The sequence below is a fragment of the Paenibacillus sp. OT2-17 genome (assembly GCF_009827695.1).
Taxonomy (GTDB): domain Bacteria; phylum Bacillota; class Bacilli; order Paenibacillales; family Paenibacillaceae; genus Paenibacillus; species Paenibacillus polymyxa_B.
This window is the reverse complement of record NZ_WUDQ01000090.1, coordinates 1-12,080: the sequence shown is the minus strand read 5'-3', so window position 1 is coordinate 12,080 and position 12,080 is coordinate 1. Positions and strand designations below refer to the sequence as shown.

Sequence of the window (12,080 nt, the reverse complement as noted above, 5' to 3'; positions counted from 1 at the left end):
TGCTCATTTCCCAGCTCCAAAGTGTTCAGACCTCCAAACTCAAGCATCGTCTGCTGCTTGTGCTATGTATGGCTGTTCTGATGTACCTTTTGGCCTGGTGGGTACCATCACATATCGCCGTCATTGTAGCGACCATGATCACCGCAACGATTGGAGTGTTAACTGACAAATGAACATTAATCCCAATGTCCTGTATATCATAATCGGTGCCATGCTTGTCACGGCGATCCCAAGGATCATTCCCTTTGTCGTGCTGCAAAAGCTGGCGCTACCCAAGCCAGTGCTACAATGGCTTTCCTATATTCCCATCTGCATATTCACGGCCCTCGTGATGGAAAATCTGCTCGTTCGAACCGAAACCTCAGTCACTCTTAATGGACAAGTGCTTATGGCTGTTCTTCCTACGCTAGTGACCGCCTTGTGGAGCAAAAACCTGCTGGCTACCGTCGTTGTCGGTATTGTGAGTATGGCTGTAATTCGACTTTTGTGGTGAAGAAAAAAATTACCCTCCTACAATAGGAGGGCATCTGTCCTTTCTTAGGCTCCACCTGTCGTCCTTACTAACGAGGGCGACAGATCTCCTTCCTCAAAACCACGTTCCCGTTGTGAAAGATACGAGGAGGCTTGCAGCCTAAACATTTCTGCATACACTCCGTCTATATCCATTAAGTGTTCATGACTACCTGCTTCCACAATTTTGCCCTCCTCCATTAAAATAATGGTATCCGCCATACGTGCGGAGGACAATCTGTGTGAAATAAACACTCCAATTTTCTCATGAATAAGCTGATCAAACTTTTGAAAAACCTCTTTCTCCGCGTGTGGATCCAAAAAAGAGCTCGGTTCATCCAAGACATATATATCGGCATTTCTCATAAAGGCCCTGGCTATTGCAATACGCTGCCACTGTCCTCCAGATAGCTGTTGTCCATCTTCAAACCATTTTCCAAGCAAGGTATTCATTTTATCAGGCAGGCCGACTATCAAATCTGTAATCCCCGCCTTATCTATAGCTGTCCAAATGGCCTCATCATTTTCTCTCGAAGCCACATTACCAAAGCCAATATTATCTCTAACAGCCATCTCATAATGTACAAAATCCTGAAAAACAACGCCTATCTTTTCTCTAAAACTGTCTTTATCCAATTCATGTATTGAGTGTCCATTAATTAAGATTTCTCCTTCAAAATCGGAATACAAATGAGTCAGTAACTTCACAATCGTTGATTTACCCGATCCATTTCTCCCTACAATGGCCAGCTTCTCTCCTTGATGAAGCTTGAAGCTAACATTAGAAATGGCATTCTCCTCCGTGTTCGGATATCTAAACGATACATTCCGAAATTCAATACTGTGAATAGTGGACAAAGGCAATTGCTGAACCGTTTTTTGTATTTTTGCCTCTTCCGGCATATCCAAAAAGTCAAATAGCTGCTTGATGTACAAATTATTTTGACACAAGCTTAAAATCCCTTGTACAATGCTCTGCGATGTTGACTGGGTTAACGTGATACCCTGAATTAAGCTCACCAAGTTTCCCACTAAAATTTGACCAACATAAGTGGCTTGTATGGCCATGAAAATAATAAATGCACACGCACCCTGATTTACAATCTGAAATACAAGAGAGGTATAGGATCTACGAACCGCTAGCACTTTATCCTCGCGATAAAACCCTTCGAGTATCGTTTTATATCTTTTTCGCAAATAGTCTCCCAGTTGAAATATTTTCACTTCTTTAAAACTATTATCTCTTGTCACTAAAAACGACAAATACCAGGATTCACGTTGTCTTCCTGCTCTTTGAAAGTGAACATTAAATTCTCTTTGCCCGATACGTAAAAAAGAATAAAATGATAAGCATGGAATGAGAAAAATGAATAAGAATGCCCACCATCTCCATGCGATGAGAATAGCACCCGTCGAAAATAAGGTTACAACACTGCTAATAATGGCAAGGATTTGAGTAAATATTTCAAACGGCCTAAAATCTGCCTCTCCCTGAGCACGTTGGAGCATATTTTGCACATCTGCATCCTCAAACGACTGCAAAGACATCTTTTGTGCTTTTTCAATAATTCTGATATTTACCTGGTTCGATAGCCGGCTTTGAAACATTTTACGAAAAAAGCTTTCGCCAATATTGATCAGATCGTACAGCAAATTGACACCGATCAAGACGCCAAAAGCTATAAAAACAGGTTGAAAGCTGCCCCCTGACGCTCCGGCCACGACACTGTTGATTAATTCTCTCGTGGTTAAAAGGATCACAGCAGGAATTGCACCCTTCAATAAATTCGTAATGAGTATAGCAATCAAAAAGGAAGGATGTGTGTCCCAAAGCAGCCTGAATATACGAGGCCAAAATAAAAAGGTACGAAATATATTTTTATAGGACAAAGAGATCAGGTCATTGGTTTGTCCATTAGACTGTGACATAGCTTACCCCTTTCCTATGCAACAGGTTAGCTACTGTATGCTTAGCTAAAGCCATACATTTTATTTCTCGCTCCCTATTTACACCAAGCAGACGATTCAAATGCATATGAATGATGCTGCCTAAAATATCATCAGGAGGATTGGTAAGTTCGTGATTATTTTTAGCCAGGATTATCGCTTGAGCATACTGCTGAATCATAGTCTGTCTTTTTTCTACAAGCGCTAAGAAAGCAACCTGTGTGGTCGTATCTGCTTGTCCAATCCATTCATAATTCGATTCTACAGCGGTAATCAATGTTTTTTTGACATCCCTGAATGCCTTCATATGAGGCTTGCAATCAATTCTCTCTTCTAGCCATTTCACTTGCTCCTGAATCGTTAAACCAAAACCACTCAGATAATGAATAATGTTAATCACAGCCGCAATCTCTATGTCCAGATTGAAAGCATTAGAGCGAATTCCCTTCATATAGGCGATGACCCATTGACTATCCACGTCAAAAACCTGTTCTGCCAGCTCCATAAGTGTCTGTCCTCCATACCTCTCCAATTCAGGATGGTATGTATCTATGACCATATTCGTTATTAGCCCCTCTTCACGCAACTCGGTTGCCCACTGATTTAATTGCGGTAGGCCAACAAGCCACAGCTTTTCTGGCTCTCCCTGAAACCGTAGACGGATATGATGTTCAGGATCAACGTATCGCAAAAAGTAAAATTTTTGACTCCAATCCTTAAACCCCGGCTGTTTTAAGAGATGCCCTAGGCTTAAGCCTACCAGGTCAGTCTCTCTTTCCTTGACTCCGTACAATTTAAGGTATAGCCACTCCCCTCCTGGAAATATGCCTCTATGAATGCTGGAAGGAGTATGAGCAATGAAGTTTTGAGAAACAATATGGTTTTGTGAACTAGGGATACTTGGTTTCACCTTTATTTTTTTCTTCTTAAGTGGAAACACAAATTCTCCCATGTATCTTCCTGCCGTCCCCTGTACTGGGGTATGGAAGGGATTACCCAAACACTCGGTAAGAAGAAGTTCCTGTCCTTCACGTGTCTTGCTCACCTCATGTAGCAAATCTTTGATATGGAAGAGGTTACATAGGTCTAATAAAAGGCGATTATCCCCCATCGTTAGGTAAACATAGCGCGGTACATTCCATTGTTTTCTCCACATATGGAAAAGTTCTTCTCCTTCTTTGGACTCGCATGATTCTGAAATATTCAATGAAGCTTTGCTCAGTTTCCACTGCGCAGCACTAATAATGATCTTTTTATATACTAGCCTTGGCAAAAAAGGGGACTGCTCTAATGGCCCCCAGTCAAAATAAGACCACGTACCAATCTCTTTATTGGTAATATCCGTTAGAAATCTGAATATATGTGGTGAAAGTTTGTAATTCAGCATGTGTGTTTGCAAGGGGATTATTTCCTTACCCAAACGTCTGGACTTGACATAAAAACGATCATGAGTAGCACCCACCACTAAATCATCAATACAGAGCGTATGGTCCTCATCTTTAGAAGAGGTGGTTCCCGACACAATCTCATATGCCATTAAATTTTTGCTTAATGAGATATTTGATATTTTCCCCTGTTCCGGCATAAAAACCATCTCTGACAATAACGCATCGGGATGAAAGCATCGGTGATGATCATATATTTCAGAGAATTTTTGTACAAACTCCTCACTAAACATATCCAGAAAACGTCCAAAGGTTTTACCCGCTCTATTCGAGCCAGCACTGGCTCCAAGTAAAAGCAAATAGTCTCCAGAATCAACTTTTTCAGGAGACTCAGCAAATATACTGTAATAGATCTCCATTGATTCTGGGGAAGTGTCGTAGTTATCAGAAATCATCAGTTGCTCTAACTGTTCATCTGTAAGGGCAAGTTCTATTTCATGATTAGAAATGGCATTCGAAACCCATTGAAAGAGAACAGCGTTGCGTTTAAATGCCTCCATGCCCATTGATTTTTTTTCATTTGAACGATACATTTCCGGTATACCCAGACCCCAATCCTCATCAAACAGTTCATGAATAGGAACCTCCTGATACACACCGTACTTTTCCAAGAAACGATTCAAATATTCAGCCAATTCATCCGTTTTGGGGGATGCATACAATTTGCACATGACTTCAGCCCCTAATGAAACCTCATCAAGCACATGTTTCGGCAGCGTTACTTCTTTATCCAATTTAACATCAACTTGTACAGGTGTTTTTACAGAAATGATATCCAGCATTTTGTCACATAATTTCCGGTAGACCTTCTCTCCTTCTCCAATCGTGCATTGATTATATTGAAGTAACAAAGCATCAATTTCGTGTAAAATGTGAATCCAAGGATCGGAAATGTCCAGATTTTTAATTTTTTCGAATATGTAATGAAAGGGTGAATGATCCATTAACGGAGGTCTAAGCTCGCTCAAAATAAACTCTTGCTCTACTAGTTGCTGCAAATAATCAGCTATGATTTCCAAAGTAGCGTCAGGGAATGCCTTTAATAGTATTTCTTTCAGTTCCATCACCCGAATGGGATGTTCCGCAGCTTCAAACGTCATTCGAACAACGTCAGTAAGCCGAATGGAATTAAAAATTTCTGCCGAATCATCAGCTTCTGCTGCTCCATGCTTAGGTCGGAATGGTAATTTGGCTCGATTTCCTTTGATCATAACCGTTTTGTTTAGGAAAACCTTTAGTTGATTAAATATGGCCGGATCAGCTTCTATTTTTTGAATCAGTTTATATATCCATTCCATGTCGGGTCTAGCTCTCTTTAGATGCTTAGGATAGCTACCAATATCCAGATCGGTAGTCTTCCCGCAAATCCCCTGCCCCACTCCTGAAAATAACCCAAATGGAGTCGTTCGGGTAGTCATCCGAATAAAATAACGATAAAAGCTGTTCAGCGTCTTCTCATACTTTTGTAGCTCTCCTTTATCATCCAAAGCATGACCATCATTCAAGTAATGTAAAAACTGCATTAGGGACGGAGAGGCTAATGCTATGGCTTCTTGAACAACAGCTTCTTGGGATATCAACTTTAATCGACGAGTTATTTCCTCCAACGTAAGCTGGCTGTCCACATCTTGATCCGAAAACACCTGAAAATATCGGTCTAGCGATAGTAATGGAGCTCTGATTAGAAAAAAATCACATGCACTAAACCATCTTTCATCCCGATCTCTCACTTCATTATGTAGTTTATGCGCATCAGTGTAATGCAGTTGTCTCTTCACAACTGACCACCTCCAAGTTTTTAGGAAATATATTCAACTTGTAACCGATTCCATGACATGTTACCAGAATTTTTGGATGACTTGGATCATCTTCTATTTTCTCTCTCAATTTTCTGATGTGCACATACACCGTATTAGACGTAGTAAAAGCATCCACTCCCCAGACTCTGTCTATAATGTGATCAATCGTAGAAGCACACTCTTTTGCAGTAAGAAGATACATTAATAATCGGAATTCCATCATAGTCAGCATATGCTCATGCCCTTGCTTCCAAATAACCTTTCCAGCAGGATCAAAAATGACATTAGGTGATAAACTAATAGCCTGCTGTTCTCTTTCCATTTCATATGCAGATGAAGCCATTGAAAACAGTTGTTTGAGGAGATCCAATTGCCGTTGGTCATCACTATGATAGGAAAGAAAGATAAATGGAACTGTAAATTTTTCTTTAATGCTGTGCCAGTAAGACAAGTCCTCTAGCGTTATATGATCCTGATTCAAAGCTACACCGATACACTGTTCATCAATCTCCGGTAGAGCCTGGTAAAGCGAATCATAAAACATGATTCGAATGTTTTCTGGAGTGCTTAAAGTCTCAAAAAAATGCTTAATCTTCCTAAAAGATGATATAACCATAAATTTTTGTTTCATCTAATCCCCCCAAAACCAATGCTTCAGATAAGCAATAAGGTAGAGCGCCCTTAAGAAATTAGAAACAATTCACTCCATCTCCCTGAATATTTAGGATGTTCTTTCCCAATTCCATAGTCCAGCAAACTTAACGCAATCCCTGTTGCTCCTTGCAGTATTCCTACATTATGAACATGAGTTGTCCCCTCCAAATCCCGGTATCCAAATGGGAGCTCTTCATCGTATAAATTTACTAACTTTAAAGCTATCTGATCGGCAAAGTGTAAGGCTGCTATATTACCGGTTAAGCTATAGAATCTATGAGCCATATGAAGCAAACCGGCCAACCCGTGACAGAAAGTAGGGGATAGCGCGTTTAGTAGCTCATCATCTAAGCAAAATATGGATTCCATAGCTTTTTTCGCTATCTTTTTCCATTCTTCATTACTGCACTCAATTCCTGCTCTGAGTAATGTCCAAGCTATTCCAAAGGTTCCATGACACCAGCCTTCAATTTCTCTCATCCCTACTTTTTTCTCTCTCTTGTTCATTGAAGACGCTTGAGAATTTACAGGCCAATACCAGCCATATTGATCCTCCTGAATTTGAATAAGCAAAAAATCGGCTATATGTTTTATAGCCTCATGTAGTCCTTCAACTTCGATCTTTTTTTGTAGGACAGTGACAAGCAGTGCAAGTATTCCGGTGATACCATGCGCCAAACCTAGATGGATTGAAGCCGAATCTTCCCTTGACGACAAATGTATATATTCAGGTATAAAATGCGTAATGGTGTCTAATAATTGACGAGACAGATCACACATCGTCTTGTCTTCAGCAACCTCCAGAGTGTATCTGCCCACCCCGAGCAGCCCATTGATGATATCCATTTGCCTACTGAACTCTGTAATTGTGCCAATTACAGGTAAATCCCCCCACTTTACTTCAATATACTTATTAAGCTGAGAGATTAGTTTGTTATAATTAGCTCTGTTATTGGAAGCTAATAATATGCCATAAGCTACTCCTGTTGTTCCATAATAAAGAGATATACGAGGCAATAATAATAGAGAGTTAGCATCTAAGTACCGTAACTGACTATGCACATGCTCTGCCCAATTTTGATCTGGCTCCAGGTAACCCCATTCGGACAACAGCGCAAACACACCCGGAATTCCATCGGCAAGCGAGCCAGGATTCCAAGGGGGATTTCCACGTGAAGGTGAAAGGTTGTTTGTATGATTAACTATCTTTTCTGTATATGATAGGTCTATTAGCTTTTGTGCTATATACTTACTGATTTCAACTGATCTCCCCTTCAAATCTTCAACCATAAATCCTTCCCTCATTTTCGTAACTGGAAAAGACACGGTTATAGAAACCGTGCCTTTTTTCCATGTATTTTCGTTATTAACACGTTTTGCAGAAGGTAAGACTAACTTGACAATTCAAAGTACCTGTTGCACATGAAGGAGTACAGATAAGACCACTGGCTGGTTGAACTCCTTTTGGAGCAACCTCATTTTTAGCTACTTGCAAGTCCAGATCAAATTGATTTTTCATCTTGTTACCTCCTTTTATTTTTTACAATTTTATTATAAGTTATATAATCTTAACTAGACTTTATATAATTCTTACATTTGTCTTAATTTCAACGAGTACATTTAAGATAAACCTTCATTATTTTTTAGTATTTTTAAGGACAACACACTAGATTTTAGTGACAATATAATGAAGAAAAAAATAATGGAGGCTTTCATATGAAAATTGATAGTTTTGTTATACAACAATCCGACCAAGTTCGTGCAAGAGATATTAGTAAAAAAATTGCTTTACGTCTATGCGAGCCCGAATCCGTCTATGCAGCAGTCCATGCGGAACACAATGTTTCGCCAGAAACAAAGTACCACCCATGGGGAGAAACTTCACTTTCGCATGGTTATCCTGGTAACATTCATTTACTATCGCAATGGCGTGCTACAGACCCTTCGTATGATTGGAATAAAGCCATACATTTGAACATGGCTCAGATCCAATCCTCGCTTGCTAAAAATGGTCTTAACGATCTCTCTCTTTACAGTGGCTGGGCAGGCATCGCTTCTTCCGTAAGAGAGGCTTCTAATCATGGAGAAAACTACAGCAATTTTTTACAGCAAATCCATCAATGGATGATTCCTCAGACAGAACAATGGCTTCAGTTAAATACAGAACAATTAAGTCTGTGCGAAGGTATGCCCATGCAAGCCTTTGATACGATTTCAGGAGCATCCGGGATTGGAAGATATATTTTGATGAACACAAACAATCCTATCTGTACTCCTCTTGTTGAGCCTATTCTTCAATTTCTTACCGATCTTACACATCCCATACATATTCACAATCGTTGTGTCCCAGGGTGGTACTCTCCGCAAAAGTTTCAATTTTTAGACCGGGATAAACGTAACTATCCTCTGGGCAATTTTAATTGTGGAATGGCACACGGTATTCCTGGACCGTTGGCTTTATTATCTGTAGCTTACAGTGCTGGAATTGAAGTAAAAGGCCAATATCAAGCGATCGAAACCATTACGGAATGGTTGCTTAAGTATAAATATGAAGATACCTACGGCTACTACTGGCCTCATGTCGTTCCATTTGAAGCTGAAACAGGCTCTTTGCAGTTTGATATACAACGAGCAAGAGAAGCATGGTGTTACGGTACCCCCGGCATTGCCTGTACCCTATTTCTTGCCGGAAAGGCTCTCCATAACGATAATCTGCAAAAATTGGCTGTGAAAGCTTGTGTCGGTGCAATCTCCTATGAGATAGCTAAGCGGGAAATGGACTCTTCTGCACTCTGTCACGGTCTTGCCGGATTACTTACCATCTCTTGGCGAATGTGGTGTCATAGTAAAGAGCCTGCTTTTCTCCCGCTTATTCAACAGTTAACAAATTGTCTGCTTGATCGCTTTCAAATGGATAGCCCACTAGGATATCTGGACCCCGAGCCAAGGGCAGATGGCTCTTTAACTTGGCTGACAAAAGCGGGCATGCTTGAAGGCGTTGCTGGGATTGCAGCTGCTTTATTAAGTGTTTCTGAGAACAAAGAGATCGGTTGGGATTACATCCTCATGCTATCCTAACTACAACCAGTCCCTATTCACAAACATCTTTCTTCCACCATACAGATAGGCTAAAAACGTAAAAATGACAATCAGTCCGAGACTGTAAGGCTCAACTCTGGGTGCATAAGTCGCTGTTTGCGGCATCATAATATAATAAGGAATCGTAAAAGGAAACCACGCACCTATGGAAGAGTGAAAGCCTGTTATAACAATATTAGGAACCACACAACAAATGGACATTCCCAGAGAAGCTCCAAAATTCCGAATTTTTATCGAGAGCATAAGCTGTAGTGCTGCCAGGGGAAAAATCCCGAGCCACCCTCCCAAACCGGTAGAAAGAACGACAGACCAAGGGATCTCTCCTGGAGCACCTGCTATATTTCCACTTACAAAATAGCCTACTATAAATATAAGCTGATCCAGACCCAGTATGAGAATGAGCAATATATATTTTGCATAATAAATTTGCTGACGAGGATACGGGCTGCTCAATAAAATCTTCCATCCTCCATCCCGGTGCTCGTACGCACACAAAAGAGAAGCAATAATTCCACAATAGAGCGGATAAAAAAACATAGAGTGAAATTGCGCTGAATAAGTATATAAAGTTAACCAACTGGGTGAAAAAAACTGCTTCAAATCATTCAGTTCCAGGACTCCCATTAAAGAATTTATGATCGCATCCAATATAATGAGAATCCAAACCATGATCCATTGAAGCTTTATTGTCTCCACGCGTAAAATAGAGCCCATGTATCTTTTCCTCTCTATTTGAATTCATGCTTGGTAAACTGTAGTGTACCAAGTCCCGTAAAGATGACTCCTGCACTTAAAGCAACGATCACCCAAATCATGTGTTCCTTCATCAGAGGACTTGATAATGCAGGGTACGACCAAGGCAATATTTTAATCCACAGAATACTTGTGCGTGCCAAAAACAAGCTTGCAATTGAACCGAATATACCAAACGCTAATGGGAATGCCTGATTAGTGAAAAGCGTAGACAGCCAAAGTTGAATTGCAAGTACTGGTAGGGTAGCCAAGCTTGCATTAATCGGCTGTAACAACATGATCCGCCAAGGAATGGGTTCGTTTGTATATAACACCCAGATGAGGCTCATACCTGCTACAGTGATCAAGGCGGTACCCAACTGCAGAATCACAATCCATACGATTTTGGATAAATAGATATAACTTCTGGGAACAGGCATGGCCATAAGCTGCTTCCATGTTTGAGTATCATGCTCTGTACCGGCCATAATGCTCGCCAAAAGTGTACCGCCAAGCAGCATCACAAACGAAAGGAACATAAACATAACGGCAAAACCAGCGTAGACACCTCCCGGTCCTTGCCGAAAGTAAAGATACCATTCCACAGCAGTCATGCCTGTAAGTACACACCCCTGTATAAGAGGAATCCACCAGCATATTTTCTTCAGCTTAAGCCCCTCTGACTTTATAGCCCGGAGTATCATAAGCTTCGCTCCTTACCTGTCAGTTCCAGGAATATCTCCTCCAATGTTTTTTTCTTCTCTGTGACCCGATAAATGGGATGATTGTGTTCCACAAGCACCTTGATCATCTCCGAAGATTGTTGCCGATCTACAATAGGAGTCACGATCTCATTTTGTTCAATCGATTCTGCCCCGGCCGTCCACCCATGCTGAATCAGTGCACCGGCAGCCAGAACAGGATCTGGGGTTTCAATGAATAATTGAGGCTTGCTTTTGGCGGTGAGTTCCTTCATCGTTCCCTGGAAGATCATTTCACCCTGATTAATAATTCCTACATAGGTTGCAATCTGCTCAATTTCGCTTAATAAATGGCTCGAAACTAGTACCGTCATTCCGTAAGCGCCAGGGAGGCTCATAATTAACTCCCGAATTTCCTGAATACCAGACGGGTCCAAACCATTCGTCGGTTCATCAAGTATCAATAATTTGGGGTTGGCAATAAGCGCCATAGCAATCCCCAGTCTTTGTCGCATCCCCAAGGAATATCCCTTTACCGGACGATACGCATCCTTGGTTAATCTCACTAAATCCAGCACTTCATGAATTCTTCGGGTCGGCAGTCCACGCATGGTTGTAACGATTTCTAAATTTCGATATGCGGATAAATGGGCATAATAGGCAGGTGATTCAACCAAGGAACCAATATCCTTCAATATTTCCATACGCTGATCCTTCAGCTTTTTCCCAAAAATCTCAATTTCCCCGGATGTGGATTTAATCAGCCCAAGTAGCATACGAATCGTGGTTGTTTTACCCGCCCCATTAGGTCCTAAAAATCCATAAATCTGCTGTCCGGGTACCTGGAGATTTATTCGTTTTACAAATTCCCGTTTTCCAAAACGCCTAGTTAGCTGCTGTGTATGTATTACATATTCAGACATTTCCTGATCTCCTCTCGACTTCTAATGCTGAAGCTTAAGTTACATACAGTTTACTGAAGTAAAGTAAACATCAGGTAAACAGTCCCTAAACAACAGGCAAAAAAACCGAGCAAACTGCAAAATGTGAGATTAGATGTTAAAAAGTTAGATGTTTAGCGGCAGTGAAATCTCCATCCTAGTACCCGCTTTACTGCCTGAAAGGATATGAAGCGTTCCGTTATGCGCCTCAATAAAGCTTTTGGCAATAGGTATTCCATGCCCTTGGGAATG

10 protein-coding genes and 1 pseudogene are annotated in these 12,080 nt (G+C 40.9%); 3 read left to right on the top strand and 8 right to left on the bottom strand.

All coding sequences use genetic code 11. The annotated features are described in order from the left end of the window. Both GRP75_RS12845 and GRP75_RS12840 read left to right on the top strand, forming a co-directional pair. Positions 1–173, top strand: a pseudogene (locus GRP75_RS12845) (branched-chain amino acid ABC transporter permease); the annotation flags it as partial. Next, positions 170–493 carry an AzlD domain-containing protein gene (locus GRP75_RS12840; RefSeq protein ID WP_069080731.1) on the top strand — a complete coding sequence of 108 codons (324 nt, stop codon included), beginning with the start codon at positions 170–172 and terminating at the stop codon, positions 491–493. The pseudogene GRP75_RS12845 and the gene GRP75_RS12840, both read left to right, overlap by 4 nt. Positions 494–537: 44 nt before the next feature. On the opposite strand, the gene GRP75_RS12835 is transcribed toward GRP75_RS12840, so the two are convergent. From GRP75_RS12835 to GRP75_RS12815, 5 genes are all read right to left on the bottom strand, one after another. Beyond that, complete coding sequence (locus GRP75_RS12835; RefSeq protein WP_237449031.1) at positions 538–2,163, bottom strand: ABC transporter ATP-binding protein; 1,626 nt, start codon at positions 2,161–2,163, stop codon at positions 538–540. A gap of 262 nt (positions 2,164–2,425) precedes the next feature. Further along, complete coding sequence (locus GRP75_RS12830; protein ID WP_337194226.1) at positions 2,426–5,527, bottom strand: lantibiotic dehydratase; 3,102 nt, start codon at positions 5,525–5,527, stop codon at positions 2,426–2,428. Positions 5,528–5,654: 127 nt separating this feature from the next. Then, positions 5,655–6,332: a winged helix-turn-helix domain-containing protein gene (locus tag GRP75_RS12825; protein ID WP_023987836.1), complete on the bottom strand. Its 678-nt coding sequence runs from the start codon at positions 6,330–6,332 to the stop codon at positions 5,655–5,657. 50 nt (positions 6,333–6,382) lie between these two features. Then, the gene (locus tag GRP75_RS12820; protein ID WP_160789489.1) at positions 6,383–7,645 is read right to left on the bottom strand and encodes a lanthionine synthetase C family protein; all 1,263 of its coding nucleotides are present in this window, start codon (positions 7,643–7,645) and stop codon (positions 6,383–6,385) included. Between the two features lie 76 nt (positions 7,646–7,721). Then, positions 7,722–7,874 (bottom strand): FDLD family class I lanthipeptide, encoded by a 153-nt coding sequence (locus GRP75_RS12815; protein WP_103048208.1) that lies wholly within the window; start codon positions 7,872–7,874, stop codon positions 7,722–7,724. 197 nt (positions 7,875–8,071) lie between these two features. On the opposite strand from GRP75_RS12815, the gene GRP75_RS12810 reads away from it, so the two are divergent. Next, on the top strand, positions 8,072–9,433 hold the full coding sequence (locus GRP75_RS12810; protein ID WP_160789488.1) for a lanthionine synthetase C family protein: 1,362 nt from the start codon (positions 8,072–8,074) through the stop codon (positions 9,431–9,433). On the opposite strand, the gene GRP75_RS12805 is transcribed toward GRP75_RS12810, so the two are convergent. Genes GRP75_RS12805 through GRP75_RS12795 form a run of 3 tightly spaced genes read right to left on the bottom strand, consistent with a single transcriptional unit; the run spans position 9,434 to position 11,810 of the window. After that, positions 9,434–10,168, bottom strand: coding sequence for an ABC transporter permease (locus GRP75_RS12805; protein ID WP_013309463.1), 735 nt, complete (start codon positions 10,166–10,168; stop codon positions 9,434–9,436). A gap of 14 nt (positions 10,169–10,182) precedes the next feature. Continuing rightward, entirely contained in the window at positions 10,183–10,890 is a 708-nt protein-coding gene (locus tag GRP75_RS12800; protein ID WP_160789487.1) for an ABC transporter permease, read from the bottom strand. After that, a complete protein-coding gene (locus GRP75_RS12795; RefSeq protein ID WP_160789486.1) occupies positions 10,887–11,810 on the bottom strand; it encodes an ABC transporter ATP-binding protein in 924 nt (307 codons plus the stop codon). Before GRP75_RS12795 ends, GRP75_RS12800 begins: the two co-directional genes overlap by 4 nt. Positions 11,811–12,080: the final 270 nt, after the last annotated feature.

What these genes read in the sequence shown, in the direction of transcription:
- GRP75_RS12840 (WP_069080731.1), top strand. Translation starts at nt 170, where the DNA reads ATGAACATTAATCCCAATGTCCTGTATATCATAATCGGTGCCATGCTT.
- GRP75_RS12825 (WP_023987836.1), bottom strand. Translation starts at nt 6,332, where the DNA reads ATGAAACAAAAATTTATGGTTATATCATCTTTTAGGAAGATTAAGCAT.
- GRP75_RS12820 (WP_160789489.1), bottom strand. Translation starts at nt 7,645, where the DNA reads ATGGTTGAAGATTTGAAGGGGAGATCAGTTGAAATCAGTAAGTATATA.
- GRP75_RS12815 (WP_103048208.1), bottom strand. Translation starts at nt 7,874, where the DNA reads ATGAAAAATCAATTTGATCTGGACTTGCAAGTAGCTAAAAATGAGGTT.
- GRP75_RS12810 (WP_160789488.1), top strand. Translation starts at nt 8,072, where the DNA reads ATGAAAATTGATAGTTTTGTTATACAACAATCCGACCAAGTTCGTGCA.
- GRP75_RS12805 (WP_013309463.1), bottom strand. Translation starts at nt 10,168, where the DNA reads ATGGGCTCTATTTTACGCGTGGAGACAATAAAGCTTCAATGGATCATG.
- GRP75_RS12800 (WP_160789487.1), bottom strand. Translation starts at nt 10,890, where the DNA reads ATGATACTCCGGGCTATAAAGTCAGAGGGGCTTAAGCTGAAGAAAATA.
- GRP75_RS12795 (WP_160789486.1), bottom strand. Translation starts at nt 11,810, where the DNA reads ATGTCTGAATATGTAATACATACACAGCAGCTAACTAGGCGTTTTGGA.